The following is a 15,450-nucleotide window of genomic DNA, read 5'->3' as shown; positions in this document are numbered from 1 at the left end:
TATGAAAAAACATCAAAAACATGCCAAGCTGATTAAACCAGAAATAGGAAATTTCGGGAGAAATGAATTTGCTCTCGTAGGTGCTCCATGTGGATTAATTCAAGAAACGGCTCAGAAAATATTAGCAAACTTTCCAGAAAATAATTGTACCTATTTAGATGCCGATCATGCTTTTGGCGATAGTGAAATTCCTAACTTAAAGTCGAATGAGCTTATAGACAAAATCAAATTCTTTAGACTAGACAAAGTCTCAATGAATGATTTTGACAAAAAAGTAGCCCTAAACAACCAAGACTTAATTTTAGTCAACGGAAATCATTTTGAAGCCCAAAAGCAAATCATTTTCATTCACTCAAAAAAGGAAGAATCGCTTAAAAAACGCCTCCCACAACTTTCAAACGTAGTTGCCTACGTCCTTTGCGGAGATATATCAAAACCCTTTAATTGGCTTTTAGAAGCCTTGGGTGAGAAACCGACATTTTCTGTTGAAAACATAGTCGAAATATCACAAAAAATAAAAGCATCTATCTCATCCCCTCTCGTAAAGGGACTGATCCTAGCTGGTGGAAAAAGCCTGAGAATGGGAAGTGATAAAGGACAAATAAACTATCACGGTGTGAGCCAGATTGATTTCCTTATAGCCGAATTCAAAAGTTTAAATGTAAATCCCTTTGTTTCTTGCAGACCTGATCAATACGAAGAGCATCACAGAATTACCGATAAATTTGATGGACTAGGACCTTATGGAGCTATACTCTCCGCTTTTCAGACCGATCCAAATGCGGCTTGGTTGGTTTCTGCCTGTGATTTGCCTTTGGTAAACGCTGCGGTTTTTGAAACACTCCTAAAAGAACGAGACCCTTCCAAGTTGGCTACCTGTTTTTACAATCCAGAAACTGGCTTCCCAGATCCACTCATTACACTTTGGGAGCCCAAAGCCTATATGAGGATGTTAGAATTTCTAGCTCTTGGCTACTCTTGCCCAAGAAAAGTTTTGATAAATAGTGATGTGAAAGTGATTCAAGCAGAACATCCTGAAATTCTTAAAAACGTAAATACGCCGGAAGAAAGAGCTGAATACCTTTCAGGAAAAAGGTAGATGTTTAATGGCATTTTAATCTGCTTTATGCATTAGTCAATTTTTTACGTAGCTAAATTGCTTCCCATCGGCAAGCTCAGGGTAAACGCTATACTAATTTCCATTAATTGTCTGATTTATTGCACTTTAAAACTCATAGCGATTCCCCAACGCAAAATCCGAGTTAAATCAGGGTGTAGCACTTACCCAAACTTCACCATCTTCAAAATATTCCTTTTTCCAAATTGGAACCGTTTCTTTGAGGGTGTCTATTGCAAATTGACAAGCTTCAAAAGCCGCTTTTCTATGAGCAGAAGATACTGAAATAATAACGGGTATCTCCCCTATTTTCAAGATGCCAATCCTATGATGAATAGCAATCTTTTCTAATCCAAATTTCTCCAACGCGATCTCCGCTATTTTTCGCATTTCAGAAATAGCCATAGGCCCGTAGGCTTCAAAATCCAGACGATGTACCGTCTTTCCTTTCGTATGATTTCTTACTGTACCAACAAAGTGGGCTATTCCCCCAACCTTAGCTTCAGACACAAAAGTTTGACAAGCGTCTAGCGAAAGCAGCTCATCTGTTAAAGCAATATCAATATTTGACGTATTATCATTCATTTCTTAAATCAACCTCCACTCACTGGTGGAATTAAAACCACTTCGTCTTTTTCTGTAAGTACTAAATTGCCATCACCATACTCTTCGTTCACCGCTATTCTTAAGGAAATCAGTTTTGAAAAACTTGGATAATCTTTTATCAATTTTGCTTTAAGTATATCCACGGTGCTTCCATCGGCTAGTTCCACTTCTTTTTCAAAGTCCCCTAGAATTTCCTTGGTGATTCCAAAACACAATATCTTTATTTTCATACCTAAGCTTTCGTATAAAACCATTGAACCACTACAAAAGTGCAACATATATTCAAAATAGCATTACTCTTTTGAGTTATCGAAGCCTACATTTGTTAAAATTCATTGCCTATTTTTGATTTGATGAAAGAGATAAGAAGCATTCTAAAAACCTATGCCGAAAAAGAACCTGAGGAGAAGGTGGCACTCGCCACAGTGGTGCGGGTAGAAGGATCATCTTACAGAAGAATGGGAGCCAGAATGTTGGTTTCAGAAAATGGAACTTGGATAGGAGGAATTAGTGGTGGCTGCTTAGAAGGTGATGCCCTAAAGCGAGCGAGAATGGCCATTTTAAAAGATCGTGCCTCCGTAATTACTTATGACACCTCCACCGACGACCACCACCAAATAGGCGTTGGCCTAGGCTGCAATGGCATCATTGATGTACTCTTTACCCCGATTGACGAGCAAGACCCTTCGAACGCTATTTCGGTACTCCAAGCCACAAACCAGACACCCAGAAAAATCCGTAAATTAATTTCTGTCACCTCCACCGAAGACAAAAAGCTCCTTGGAAAACTCTTGGAGTTTACGGGACTGGAGCGTTTGACAAGTTTGGAGGATTACGCCAATATTGAGAAACTGGATAGCCTTATAGAAAACCTAGATAAGTCAAAAAATATAGTGCTCAATGAGCAACTTACACTGTTTGTTGAGGTGGTTCCACCCGCTTTACAAATTCTACTTTTCGGACATCAGTATGATTTATATCCCCTTATCAAACAGATAAAAGAACTAGGCTGGGATTATACGGTCATTGCACCACCTGCTAAGGTCAGAGATGAAAACGTATTGGCTCCTGAAAATATGAATGAACTGGTTTTTGATGAATTCACCGCAGCCATTTTAATGTCACACTCCTTAAGTACCGACAAAGAAAACCTCCTTAAGTTATCAAAGCGAAAACTTAAATATATAGGGATGCTAGGCCCAAAAGTACGTTCTGAACGAATTTTAAAAGAATTGGCAGAGGAAGGAAATCAAGTATCTGAAGAACTTTTGAAACAAATTTACGCCCCGACAGGTCTAGACATCGGAGCTACCAATCCTGAGGAAATAGCCCTTTCTATATTAGCAGAAATAAAAACGGTCTTTTCTGAAAGAACGGGACTACATTTAAGAGAAAGACAAAGTCCTATTCACATGCGTGATCAACCTATGAATTTCAACTAATGGATTTTATTACCGTAGAAAAAGCCAGTCAAATTGTTTTAGAACATACTTCCAATTTTGGAGTTGAAAGTATCCATTTTACGGCCTCAAAAGGAAGAATATTGGCAGAAGAAATAACAGCAGATAGAGACTTCCCTCCTTTTGACAGGGTAACCATGGATGGTATTGCTATTCAAGGAAAATCCTACGAAAATGGCCAAAGGGCATTTAATATAGAAGGCATTCAATATGCCGGAGAGGCACAGAAGACATTGGAGAACTCAAATTCTTGTTTAGAAATAATGACTGGGGCTTCCTTGCCAAAAAACACAGACTCTGTCATCAGGTATGAAGATGTGAACATAAAAAATGGGATAGCCACCTTAATTGATGACCTAGCCGTGTTTAAAAACGTGCATAAAAAAGGGCATGACAGAAAAAGAGACGAAGTTTTACTACCTAAAGGACATCATCTAAAGATTGCCGATCTGGCTGTTTTAGCCACTACAGGAAAGCAGCATGTCAAAGTAAACAGGCTACCGAAGATTGCCATCATTACCTCAGGGGATGAGCTCGTGGAAGTCAATGAAGTTCCCGAAAGCCATCAAATTAGAAAATCAAATACCTACGCTATTTCCTCTTTAATAGGGCCTTTTACTTCGGAAATTAACCAGTTTCACCTCAAAGATGAACTTCAGGAAAGCATTGATATGCTACTTGAAATCTGTGATAAGTATGACGCCATCATATTGTCTGGAGGAGTTTCCGCGGGAAAAAAAGACTTTTTCCCGCAAGCCTTGGAAGCTATAGGGGCAGAAAAACTATTTCATAAAATTCAACAAAGACCGGGTAAGCCCATGTGGTTCGGCAAAAAGGGAAAAACTATAGTTTTTGCACTTCCTGGAAATCCTGTTTCTTCGTTTATGTGTGCCGTAAGATATGTTTTGCCTTGGCTTCAGAAATCAATCGGTATCAAAATAGAAAACGAAATGGCCTTTTTGGCTCAAAAAGTAAACTTCAAACCAAGCTTAGGCTATTTTTTACAAGTAAAACTTAAAAACGAAAAAGGAATACTGAAAGCCATTCCAATAGAAGGTGGCGGCTCCGGAGACTTGGCTAATTTAAGTTTAAGCGATGCTTTTTTAGAAATCCCAAACCAAGAAACCACGTCTTTTGATAAGGCAAGCATCTTCACTGTTTGGCGGTTTTAATTTAACCTTGGGTCTGTAGGATAGTTACTCATAACCTTATAAGAACCACCCATATTTCTAAGCACTTTTCTCCAAAATTCATCTGGCGATGCATCAAAAAGAAGGTTCGTGTCTGTTTCAGAGATTATCCATGAATTCTTTTTCATTTCTGCCTCCAACTGACCATCGCCCCAACCTGAATAGCCTATAAAAAATCGAATATCTTTCTCTTGAACTTTACCAAGATTTAGCAAGCCCTTTAAGATTTCAAAGTCTCCAGACCAAAACAAGCCATTACCTAAGGGAACACTTTCTGGCACCAATTCTCCAAGCCTATGAATATAATGAAGCGTGCTATGTTCTACAGGTCCTCCCACATATAAAGGAAGATCAGAATAGCAATCTTCCACGGCTTCGTGTAAGGTAATATTAGAACGCTGGTTCAAGACCAAGCCAAAGGACCCATGAACGTTATGCTCGCATAAAAGAATAACGCTACGCTCAAAGTTAGGATCCCCTAGAAAAGGTTCTGCAACAAGTAAACAACCGGAAGTGGGCTCTAATAAGGATTCTGACATATAGCAAACATAAGCTTTAGAGCTTAATATACTTCACCTCTGCCCTAACATTTTCTAAAATCCTTTTTGTTCTTTCTGGTCTGGCATCGGTGATAAAAACCTGACCAAAAGTATCATTGTCAATCTTTTCAATCAGTTTTTGAATTCTGCGGTCATCCAATTTATCGAAGATATCGTCTAACAAAAGAAGCGGTTTTACCTTTTTTTGTATTTCCAATAAATCAAACTGAGCTAGCCTTACCGAAAGTATAAAAGACTTTTTTTGACCTTGAGAACCAAATTTTTTGGCCGGCAAGCCATCCAGTTGAAAAAGATATTCATCTTTATGGACACCCATGGTGGTTCTTTGAGCCAACCTATCTCTCTGTTCGTTTTTTTTGAATTTTGCGGTGAAGCCTTCTAAAACCTCTGTTTGGTAAGAAATACTGATTCTTTCTTTACCTCCACTAATTTCTTGATAGTGTTTGATTATTTCTGGCTCAAATGTTTCTAAAAATTGGGCTCTTTTTTGGGCAATCTCAACAGCCAAAGACACCAATGGCTGTGAATAACTATCCAACATTTGCTGATCAAAATATTCCCTTTCACCAAATTGCTTCAATAAACTGTTTCGCTGATCCATCAGTCTATTGTATTTCTGGTAGGACTTTAGATATTCCACATCAAACTGTGATATAATTCCGTCAAACAGCTTCCGACGAGTATCACTGGCGTCACGAATCATGTCTGTATCATCTGGAGCAATAAGCACCACAGGATATTTGCCAATATGCTCCGTGAGTCTATCATAAGGTACTTTATCTGCCAGAAGCGATTTCTTTTGACCTTTCTGAACAGACAAAGTTATATTTTCTGTGCCTTTCTCCGTTACAAAATTACCATCAATAACCATCATAAGCTCATCATGTGTTACGCTTAGTTGGTCTTGTTTTTGGATGGAGCTTTTGGTCAAAGCCAAAAAGTAAACGGCATCAATAAGATTCGTTTTACCTTCCCCATTTTCTCCCACAATACAATTTACCCTTTCCGAAAATTGGAATTGAGCGTCGGTATGGTTTCTAAAATTGAAGAGTCTTATTGACTTTAAATACATTTTCTTTGTGCTAATAGGGGCAAATTTGACCAAACAAATGACAATAGCCAAACCATATTTGACTTTGAAAGTCCTATAGAATCAATTTGCTAAGTACAAATTCTCCATTTTCTTAATTCTCTTGGAGAGATTTAAAGGATATTTTTCTTCTATAAACCTTTAATAACTATTTTTGCTCTCCTTTAAAAAAGGATATCTATTTCGATAGGGATATTTGATTTTGATTTTTTAGAGCTAAGAAAAGTAATAAATATATGGCAGCTACAAAGAAAAAAGAAGCAGCGAAAACTAAATACTCCAAAGAGCAATACCTGTATTGGTATGAATCAATGATGCTTCAGCGTAAGTTTGAAGAAAAAGCAGGTCAATTGTACGGTCAGCAAAAAATTCGTGGATTCTGTCACCTTTATATAGGTCAAGAAGCTTGTTCTTCTGGTGCAGTTTCTGCTCTTGAAAAAGGCGATAAATACATCACTTCTTATAGAGATCATGGACAGCCACTGGCATTGGGTACAAGCCCTAATGCTATCATGGCAGAGCTTTTTGGTAAAGTTACAGGTACCACGAAAGGTAAAGGAGGCTCAATGCACATTTTTGATAAAGAAGTGGGTTTTGTGGGTGGTCACGGTATTGTGGGTGCTCAGATTCCTGTAGGTGCTGGAATTGGTTTTGCAGAAAAATATAAAGGAACTAAAAACCTTTGTATCTGCTATATGGGTGATGGTGCTGTACGTCAAGGAGCTTTTCACGAAGCCTTTAACCTAGCCATGACTTGGAAAATCCCTGTGATTTTTGTAGTGGAAAACAACGGATACGCTATGGGTACTTCTGTAGAAAGAAGCTCAAACGTAAAAGACCTTTACACTTTGGCAGAAGCCTATGACATGCCTGCAGAGCCTGTAGACGCCATGGATGTGGAAGCCGTTCACGAATCAGTAAGCAGAGCAGCAGAAAGAGCAAGAAAAGGAGATGGCCCAACTTACTTAGAGTTTAAAACTTATCGTTTCAGAGGTCACTCTATGTCTGACCCTCAGAAATACAGAACGAAGGAAGAAGTAGCAGAATGGAAGTCTCGTGACCCAATCGAGATGACTAAAGAGCGTATTCTTTCTGGTAAAATTGCTACCGAAGAAGAATTAGCCGCTATCGATAGTAAAATAAAAGGTCAGGTGGCGGAATCTGTGAAATTTGCAGAAGAATCTCCTTACCCAGATGCTTCAGATGCCTTTAAAGACATATATGTACAAGAAGATTATCCATTTTTAATGGAATAATTTATTCTAAAATCTATTGGAAAAGGCACTTAGGTGCCTTTTCTTTTGATATTCAGCGTAGTTATAAAAAGCATTTAATACATTTTGAGCAAAGGAATGATTGAAATAGAAATCATTTAACTAAATTTGCACCTCGAAAATTTAAGCGAAAGCATCAGATGGCAAAAAAGAAAGACGACAAGTCAGGTATTGAGATTCTAGAAAGTGCAGAGGCCCTTCAGAAAGAATTTAGCAAAGCTGAAAGCTTCTTTGAAAAAAATAAGAACCTGTTCGGAATTATTGGTGGAGTAGTGATAGTTATTGCTCTAGCGATAGTTGGCTATAACTATTGGATGAAACAACAGACTGCGGAAACACAGACTGCTATGTTTGATTCTGTTTATTATTTTGAAGCAGATTCTTTAGATCTTGCTCTTCAAGGAACAGGAGGTAACGCGGGTCTTTTAGAAATAACAGAAAAGTATGGCTCTACTCCAGCAGGCAACTTGGCTAAATATTATGTAGGCGTGACTTACATGAAACAAGGTAAATTTGATGATGCTATATCTTATCTAAAAGATTTTAGTGCTAGTGATTTAGTGATTCAAGGAAAAACATACGCCTTGATTGGTGATGCATACCTTGAAAAAGGAGATACTGATGAAGCCATTTCTTACTATCAAAAAGCGGCTGACTATAAAGTTAATAAAGAGATTACCCCAGGATACCTTATGAAGTTGGCTACAGCCTACGAGGTGGCTGGTGATAAAAAGGGTGCAATGAAGGCTTACTCGGAGATTATGGAAAAATATCCAATGTCTACTAACGTTTTAGCTGCTACCAAGTATAAGACGAAATTAGAAACTGAGGCTGGTAACTAACCCAAGCATAATAATATTTATAAGGGGTAAGCCAGCAGGTTTATCCCTTTTTTTATAAATCAATTTTTAGAAAAATGAGCTCAGCACATAAAAACCTTTCTGTTTATAACACCGATGGTATTATAGATATTTCTAATAAGAAGTTTGCGGTAGTCGTGGCAGAATGGAATGAAGAAATTACTGGTGCTTTATACCAAGGCGTTTTTGACACCCTACTTAAACATGGTGCCCAGAAGAAGAATATCATTAAAGTGGATGTTCCTGGTAGTTATGAACTAAGCTATGGTGCTCAGGTTTTTGCCGCGAAAGAAAACATTGACGCCGTAATAGCCATAGGATGTGTTATTCAGGGAGAAACAAAACATAACGATTATATCAATAACGCCGTAGCTCAAGGGCTTACCACCGTTAGTTTGAAATATAACAAGCCTGTGATTTTTGGGGTTTTAACACCAAACACGCATCAGCAAGCGGTAGATAGGGCAGGAGGAATTCATGGCAACAAAGGAGACGAAGCCGCGATTACGGCAGTGAAGATGTTGAGTTTGAAATGAGATAAAAGTGATTTTGGATTGCGGATTTAAATAATTATTTATGAATCAAAATGTTCTAAAAGACCGGTTTAAAAAATGGGCTATTAGCACGATTCATTTTCTTAGAAAACTACCAAGTAATCCTGAATTCAAAGTGGTACGATATCAATTAATAAAAAGTTCTAGTTCTTCTGCGGCTAATTATCGAGCAGCTTGTAGAGGAAAATCAACGGCTGATTTTTTCAACAAATTAAAGATCGTTGAAGAGGAGTTAGATGAAAGTTTATTTTGGTTTGAATTTATTGAAGGTATTTCTAATGATTTAATTTAGAAATTCAGCCACTGTATAAAGAAGGTGATGAGCTTCTTTCTATAATTGTGGCTTCAATAAAAACTATCAATTCAAAAAATCAGAAATCTTAAATCCCAAATCAGAAATTATTCAATACAGTTATCATAAAAGGAAAATTATTATAAAATGCAAGTTTGGAAATTTGGAGGCACTTCCGTTGGAAAGCCAGAACGTATGAAATCAATTAGGGACTTAGTTACGGCTAACGATACCCGAAAAATTGTGGTTTTATCTGCCTTATCTGGCTCTACAAATGCCCTTTTGAGCATTGGAGAAGCTTTATCTGGAGGTGATAGAAAATCTGCTTTTAGTAAAATTGATGAGCTATTTGCTCACTATGAAACATTTATAGAGGAGCTATTTGTTACCGAAGAAGGCCTTGTAGAAGGGAAAAAAATTATTGAAAAAGAGTTTAGCTTTATCAGCTCTCTGGCCAATGTCAACATATACACCCCAAAGCAAGACAAAAAGATGGTGGCCGAAGGTGAAATTTTGAGCACACAGCTATTTGCGGCATATATGAAGGAGCAAGGAGAATCTGTGGTGCTACTTCCTGCCCTAGAATTTATGAGTATTGATACGGATGGCGAACCTGAGTTCAAGAAAATAGGAGAAAAGCTAGGAGTCATACTTCAAAACCAAGCCGAACAAATATTGGTAACGCAAGGATTTATCTGTAGAAACCCAAGAGGCGAAGTTGATAACCTTAAAAGAGGGGGTTCTGACTATACGGCTTCTCTTATTGGTGGAGCCATAAAAGCAGAAGAAATTCAAATCTGGACCGATATTGACGGCATGCATAATAACGACCCGAGGATAGTTAAAAGAACTTTCCCTGTGCGTGAATTGCTTTTTGAAGAAGCGGCCGAATTAGCCTACTTTGGAGCTAAAATATTGCATCCAAGCACCATTACGCCTGCAAAAATGGGAGGCGTACCGGTAAGGTTAAAAAACACCATGGCTCCAGAAGCAGCCGGCACTTTGATTACTTCTAAGATTAGTGATGGAGCAGAAATAAAGGCCATTGCCGCAAAAGACAATATCACGGCCATTTATGTGCACTCTACCAGAATGCTGAATGCCTATGGTTTCTTGAGAAAGGTTTTTGATGTTTTTGAAAAATACAAAACACCTGTAGACATGATTACCACCTCAGAAGTTTCTGTGGCAGTGACCATTGACAACTCTGAAAGATTGGAGGAAATTAGTGCCGAACTAAGACTCTTTGCCGACCTAGAAGAAAACGACAGAAATCAGAGTATTATCTGTGTTGTTGGAAATTTCTTGGCCGACAAATCTGGTATTGCCATCAAAATTTTGGAAGCCGTGAAACACATTCCAATCAGAATGATTTCTTACGGTGCTTCTGAACATAACATCTCTCTTTTAGTAGATTCTGTTCACAAAAATGACGCATTGGAGGCTTTAAACGAGGGTCTCTTTAAATTTGAAAACTAATGGAAGCCTTAATCTCTGTTTTTACCAAAGATCTTAAAAAGCTCAAAGAAGAAGTTTTGAGCTATGACTCAGAAGACGATTTGTTTTCTGTTGCTCCAGGAATCACTAATTCTGGTGGAAATTTAGCCATGCATTTAAATGGGAATTTGAAACATTTCATTGGTGACATCTTGGGCAAATCTGGTTATGTCAGAAACAGAGACGAGGAATTTTCAGGAAGGTTTTCTATTGAGAAAATTGTGGCAGATATAGAAGAGACTATCACCGTGGTGTCTGAAACCATCGGTGCTTTGAGTGCTTCGGACTTATCACGGCCTTACCCTGAAAACATATTTGGTGGCGAAATGAAAACAGACTTTTTCCTTTACCACCTTTTAGGTCATTTGAATTATCACTTAGGCCAAATAAACTACCATAGACGACTAATAAATAAGTAATTATGCTTCAAATAGCCTATATTAAAGATAATAAAGAGACGGTTTTAGCTGGACTGCAAAAGAGAAATTTTAAAGATGCCGAAAGCATTATTGACAATGCTTTGGAGCTGGATCTAAAAAGAAGAAACACGCAGCAAGAACTGGACGAAGTTTTATCAAAGTCAAATAGCATTGCCAAAGAGATTGGTATGCTGATGAAGTCTGGTAAAAAAGAAGAAGCGGAAGCTGCCAAAGCAGAAACTGGTGATTTAAAAGCGAAATCAAAGGAACTGGATGAACAATTAAAAGAACTTGCTGCCGAGCTGCAAGATCTCATGTACACCATTCCCAATCTTCCGCATGCGTCTGTTCCTGCTGGAAGAACTCCAGAAGATAACGAAGAAATTTACAAGCACGGTGGTGTTCCTGTTTTGCATGAGGGAGCCAAGCCTCACTGGGAGCTAATTTCGGATTATGATATCATAGACTTCGAATTAGGAAATAAAGTAACTGGTGCGGGTTTTCCTTTTTACAAAGGCAAAGGGGCCAAAATTCAGCGTGCACTTATCAATTTCTTCTTAAATGAAGCGGAAGCAGCGGGTTATGAGGAAATTCAGCCGCCTATCATGATTAACGAAGCCTCTGGCTACGGAACAGGACAGCTGCCAGACAAAGAAGGCCAAATGTACGAAGCCACAGCAGACAAACTGTTTTTGATACCTACGGCAGAAGTACCTCTAACTAATATGTACAGAGACGAGATTATCAAAGAAGAAGCTCTTCCTATAAAACATGCTGGTTACACCCCGTGTTTTAGAAGAGAAGCCGGAAGCTGGGGTGCTCACGTAAGAGGATTGAATAGGTTACACCAGTTTGATAAAATTGAAATCATTCAAATAAGAAAGCCTGAAGAGTCTTATGCTGCATTAGAAGAAATGGTGGAGCACATAAAAGGCTTACTAGAAAAACTAGAACTGCCTTACAGAATTCTAAGGCTATGCGGCGGAGATATGGGTTTTACATCTGCCCTTACCTACGATTTTGAGGTGTATTCTGCAGCACAAGAGAGGTGGTTGGAAGTGAGCTCGGTGTCAAACTTTGAAAACTATCAGTCTAACAGACTCAAATTACGCTATAAAGTAGACGGCAAAACGCAGCTGCTGCATACCTTAAATGGTTCTGCACTGGCTTTGCCTCGAATTTTGGCTTCTATTCTGGAAAACAATCAAACTCCAGATGGTATTATTATCCCTAAGTTTTTACAGCCGCTTTGTGGTTTTGATAAAATAAATTAGGTCATGAAAAAGTCGGTCTTGCGTAAAGCATACCTTGAAAAGCGATTCCAGCTAAGCCCTGTAGATGTTTCTAAAAAGAGCTTAGCCATAAAGGAATTGCTTTTCAGCAGACTTATGATGCACCGCTACGACAAGGTGCATTGTTTTTTGCCTGTAAAAGACCGAAACGAGGTAGATACCACCATTATCATCAATACACTTCACAAAGACTTCCCCACAAGTGTATATGTGCCTAAAATAAGAGAAAACGGTGTGCTAACGCACCATCTCTTTGAATCTAGCACAGAGACCGCCGAAAACAAATGGGGCGTACCTGAACCCACTACAGAAGGAATATCTTCTGAGGAGTTTTTTGATACCGATGACGACATACTGATTCTAGTTCCGCTACTAGCCTTCGACAAAAAAGGCCAACGGGTAGGCTACGGAAAAGGTTTTTACGACCGTTTTCTAGAACTAGCCACCGAAAACACAACCATAGTAGGCTTATCGTTTTTTGAAGCCGAAGACGAAATAGAAGATGTGGAGGAGACGGATGTGCCGCTGCACCATGTGATTACTGGGGTAAGAGTTTATAGTTTTTAGGGAAATTTCATAAATAATTGAAATGAAACAAGTAAGTATAGTATTGTTTTTAAGTATTCTTTCAGTGTTAAACGTAAGAGCTCAATGTCTCCATAAAATATCTTTGGGGCCAAATTATAACATTTCCATAAGAACCGATGGTACATTATGGGCTTGGGGTAAAAACAATTATGGTCAGTTGGGTGATGGCACTAAGATAAATAGAATAGACCAAACTCAAATTGGGACTGATTCTGATTGGGAAATAGTTTCAGTTGGGATAAATAATGCTTTCGCCATAAAAAATGATGGTACATTATGGGCATGGGGATATAACTATCCTGGAAAATTAGGTGATAGCACTTTTATTGAACATTTAACACCAAAAAAAATCGGTGTAGATAATAATTGGATTTCAATAAGTGCCGGTTATGATCATTCTGTTGGAATAAAAAACGATGGTACATTATGGGCATGGGGAGGGCACTCATATGGGCAACTTGGGATTGGAAATATCGAAAGTGGTGATAAATACATTAAATACCCTGTTCAAGTAGCTTCCGAAAGCAGATGGGTAAAGGCAATAGCTGGTGCTCTTCATACCATCGCCATAAAAGAAGATGGGTCATTATGGGCGTGGGGTAATAACCAACTTGGTCAGCTTGGAGATGGAACAAATGTGCATAAAAACACTCCTCAATTAATAAGCGAAGATAACAACTGGTCTAAGATTAGTACTAAAGGAAGCTTAAATTTAGCGATAAAAAAGGATGGCTCATTGTGGTCGTGGGGGGATAATAGAAAAGGTCAGTTAGGAGATGGCTCTATAAATTCCTCAAACTTTCCAAAACAAATTGGCGTAGAACAGAATTGGTGGCACATTTCAGCCGAAGCAGACTATTCATTAGCTATCAAAAAAGATCGCACATTGTGGGGTTGGGGAAGTAATAGTTTTGGACAACAGGGAAGCTCTAACAACAATAGCAGCAATATCCCTATCCAAATTGGCAATGATAATAATTGGGCTATTCCAATTACAGGATATTACCACAGTGTCGTTATTGATAGGATGAATGAAGCTTGGAGCTCAGGAAACAATTACTACGGAGAATTGGGAAATAAACGAAGTCCCCTATACCCAACTAAAATTGTAGAAAATGGTTTTTGGAAAGATATAAGCGGTGGAAGCATTCATGGACTTGCTATAAAAAGTGACGGGACTTTACATGTCTGGGGTAAAGGAACAGGACTAATTGGTGACGGTTCAGGAGTTGAAATTAGTACAATTGTACAATCAGGCACCGACAATGACTGGAAAACAGTCTCTGCCGCCCACCTGTATTCCGTGGCAATAAAAAACGACGGCTCTATGTGGGCTTGGGGTAATGCTAGCCAAAGTATATTAGGCACAAATTCACAATCAAATAATAAAATCATTAGCCAGGTTGGGGCTGACCTAGATTGGGATGCCGTCTCTGTGGGTAAAATACATAATGTTGCGATTAAGACAAATAAAACTATCTGGTCTTGGGGTGCAAACTACGATGGTCAATTAGGCCATGGTAATAATATTCAATCAAATGTGCCAAAACAAATTGGAACTGATGCAAATTGGAAGTCAATTGGAGTCGGGTACAAGCATAATGTAAGTATCAAAACCGATGGAACATTATGGGCATGGGGTGATAATTCTTATGGGCAACTTGGAGATGGCACTTATGTTAATAAAACCGCCCCTATTCAAATCGGAACAGGTTCTGATTGGGACTACGCTGTTTCTGGAGATTATTTTAATATCGCCAAGAAAAAGAATGGAACTATTTGGGCATGGGGTTATAATGGTTATGGGCAATTGGGTGACGGCTCCTCTTACAAAAAAAATGTACCTACGCAGATAGGTCTAGAGTCTGACTGGTTAAAAATAAGTGCTGGGCAATCCCATTCGATAGCCCTTAAATCTGATGGGAGCCTATGGGTTTGGGGAGACAATTACGATCATTTATTGGATACTCGGACAAGATCCAGTTATATTAGAGAACCAACGAGAATAGGAACCAATTATGACTGGGAGTCCATTAGTGGTGGAGGCCAATTCACATTATTATTAAATAAAGATGGTAGCCTTTGGGCTTGGGGAGCGAACTCTTTTCTGCAATTAGGCTATAAGACTTCTTTGAATACTCCAATCCCAATAAACTGCGACTTCTGGATCGAACCTGATTGTCCCAATTATCTCTCAATATTTAACCCCAATCAAAATATGTTAGAAGGAACATACCAAAAACTGGCAAAGAGAAATCATGGTGAAATAAAAGCTGACAACTTAATTGGTAACAGTGCCAGAGTTGACTACAAAGCCGGAAACATTGTCTTAAACCCTGGTTTTAGTGTAAGCTCAGGGGCATATTTTAAAGCAGAGACGGGAGGATGTGATTGAGTTAAACCATGTGCCCTATTTACTCATAGGATACAGTTTGAAGAGTAGAACTTGGTTCAAGTAATTTAGAAAAAGCAATGTTTATAATTAATTGTCTCTTTTACTTACTTTTGCAGCCCAAACAGTTTAACCAGCTTAATTGTTGGTCATTATAAAAGGAAACAAAGAAAACAGACCTATCCCTTTATTACATATAAAATGCTCATTACTTCTAATATCAAAATGAGCCTTATAAGTAAACCCCTTTTACCCAGAC

Annotated in this window: 16 protein-coding genes; 12 read left to right on the top strand and 4 right to left on the bottom strand. The window is 38.5% G+C overall.

The genetic code is table 11. From position 1 onward, the window contains the following. The first annotated feature begins 1 nt into the window (after position 1). Positions 2-1,099 (top strand): NTP transferase domain-containing protein, encoded by a 1,098-nt coding sequence (locus ACSBFT_RS18350; RefSeq protein ID WP_489601949.1) that lies wholly within the window; start codon positions 2-4, stop codon positions 1,097-1,099. A 168-nt stretch (positions 1,100-1,267) separates the two neighbouring features. On the opposite strand, the gene ACSBFT_RS18345 is transcribed toward ACSBFT_RS18350, so the two are convergent. Then, entirely contained in the window at positions 1,268-1,702 is a 435-nt protein-coding gene (locus ACSBFT_RS18345) for a molybdenum cofactor biosynthesis protein MoaE (RefSeq protein WP_489601948.1), read from the bottom strand. Between the two features lie 8 nt (positions 1,703-1,710). Then, positions 1,711-1,953, bottom strand: a complete 243-nt coding sequence (locus tag ACSBFT_RS18340) for a MoaD/ThiS family protein (protein ID WP_489601947.1) — start codon at positions 1,951-1,953, stop codon at positions 1,711-1,713. Between the two features lie 123 nt (positions 1,954-2,076). On the opposite strand from ACSBFT_RS18340, the gene ACSBFT_RS18335 reads away from it, so the two are divergent. Beyond that, the gene (locus ACSBFT_RS18335) at positions 2,077-3,165 is read left to right on the top strand and encodes an XdhC family protein (RefSeq protein WP_489601946.1); all 1,089 of its coding nucleotides are present in this window, start codon (positions 2,077-2,079) and stop codon (positions 3,163-3,165) included. After that, positions 3,165-4,355 carry a molybdopterin molybdotransferase MoeA gene (locus ACSBFT_RS18330; RefSeq protein ID WP_489601945.1) on the top strand — a complete coding sequence of 397 codons (1,191 nt, stop codon included), beginning with the start codon at positions 3,165-3,167 and terminating at the stop codon, positions 4,353-4,355. Before ACSBFT_RS18335 ends, ACSBFT_RS18330 begins: the two co-directional genes overlap by 1 nt. Here ACSBFT_RS18330 and ACSBFT_RS18325 read toward each other — a convergent pair. Continuing rightward, on the bottom strand, positions 4,352-4,912 hold the full coding sequence (locus ACSBFT_RS18325) for a YqgE/AlgH family protein (protein WP_489601944.1): 561 nt from the start codon (positions 4,910-4,912) through the stop codon (positions 4,352-4,354). The genes ACSBFT_RS18330 and ACSBFT_RS18325 overlap by 4 nt on opposite strands. A 16-nt stretch (positions 4,913-4,928) precedes the next feature. After that, positions 4,929-6,005 carry a DNA replication/repair protein RecF gene (gene recF / locus ACSBFT_RS18320; protein ID WP_489601943.1) on the bottom strand — a complete coding sequence of 359 codons (1,077 nt, stop codon included), beginning with the start codon at positions 6,003-6,005 and terminating at the stop codon, positions 4,929-4,931. A gap of 254 nt (positions 6,006-6,259) precedes the next feature. Here recF and pdhA point away from each other — a divergent pair, with 254 nt between their 5' ends. From pdhA to ACSBFT_RS18275, 9 genes are all read left to right on the top strand, one after another. Further along, positions 6,260-7,279, top strand: a complete 1,020-nt coding sequence (pdhA, locus tag ACSBFT_RS18315; RefSeq protein WP_463046305.1) for a pyruvate dehydrogenase (acetyl-transferring) E1 component subunit alpha — start codon at positions 6,260-6,262, stop codon at positions 7,277-7,279. A gap of 158 nt (positions 7,280-7,437) precedes the next feature. Then, positions 7,438-8,139 carry a tetratricopeptide repeat protein gene (locus ACSBFT_RS18310; protein ID WP_463046304.1) on the top strand — a complete coding sequence of 234 codons (702 nt, stop codon included), beginning with the start codon at positions 7,438-7,440 and terminating at the stop codon, positions 8,137-8,139. 74 nt (positions 8,140-8,213) lie between these two features. Then, positions 8,214-8,693, top strand: a complete 480-nt coding sequence (ribH, locus tag ACSBFT_RS18305) for a 6,7-dimethyl-8-ribityllumazine synthase (protein ID WP_489601942.1) — start codon at positions 8,214-8,216, stop codon at positions 8,691-8,693. A 40-nt stretch (positions 8,694-8,733) separates the two neighbouring features. Further along, positions 8,734-9,003, top strand: a complete 270-nt coding sequence (locus ACSBFT_RS18300) for a four helix bundle protein (RefSeq protein ID WP_489601941.1) — start codon at positions 8,734-8,736, stop codon at positions 9,001-9,003. Between the two features lie 147 nt (positions 9,004-9,150). Continuing rightward, positions 9,151-10,482 carry an aspartate kinase gene (locus ACSBFT_RS18295; RefSeq protein WP_463046301.1) on the top strand — a complete coding sequence of 444 codons (1,332 nt, stop codon included), beginning with the start codon at positions 9,151-9,153 and terminating at the stop codon, positions 10,480-10,482. Further along, positions 10,482-10,919 carry a DinB family protein gene (locus ACSBFT_RS18290; RefSeq protein WP_463046300.1) on the top strand — a complete coding sequence of 146 codons (438 nt, stop codon included), beginning with the start codon at positions 10,482-10,484 and terminating at the stop codon, positions 10,917-10,919. Before ACSBFT_RS18295 ends, ACSBFT_RS18290 begins: the two co-directional genes overlap by 1 nt. A 2-nt stretch (positions 10,920-10,921) precedes the next feature. Then, positions 10,922-12,193, top strand: coding sequence for a serine--tRNA ligase (gene serS, locus ACSBFT_RS18285; protein ID WP_489601940.1), 1,272 nt, complete (start codon positions 10,922-10,924; stop codon positions 12,191-12,193). A gap of 3 nt (positions 12,194-12,196) precedes the next feature. Then, positions 12,197-12,778, top strand: a complete 582-nt coding sequence (locus ACSBFT_RS18280; protein WP_489601939.1) for a 5-formyltetrahydrofolate cyclo-ligase — start codon at positions 12,197-12,199, stop codon at positions 12,776-12,778. 22 nt (positions 12,779-12,800) lie between these two features. Next, positions 12,801-15,194, top strand: coding sequence for an RCC1 domain-containing protein (locus ACSBFT_RS18275; RefSeq protein ID WP_489601938.1), 2,394 nt, complete (start codon positions 12,801-12,803; stop codon positions 15,192-15,194). Positions 15,195-15,450 lie beyond the last annotated feature (256 nt).

This window comes from Arcticibacterium sp. SM2516, from assembly GCF_057914865.1.
The sequence above is the reverse complement of the archived record's forward strand: the minus strand, read 5'-3'. Positions and strand labels throughout refer to the sequence as shown.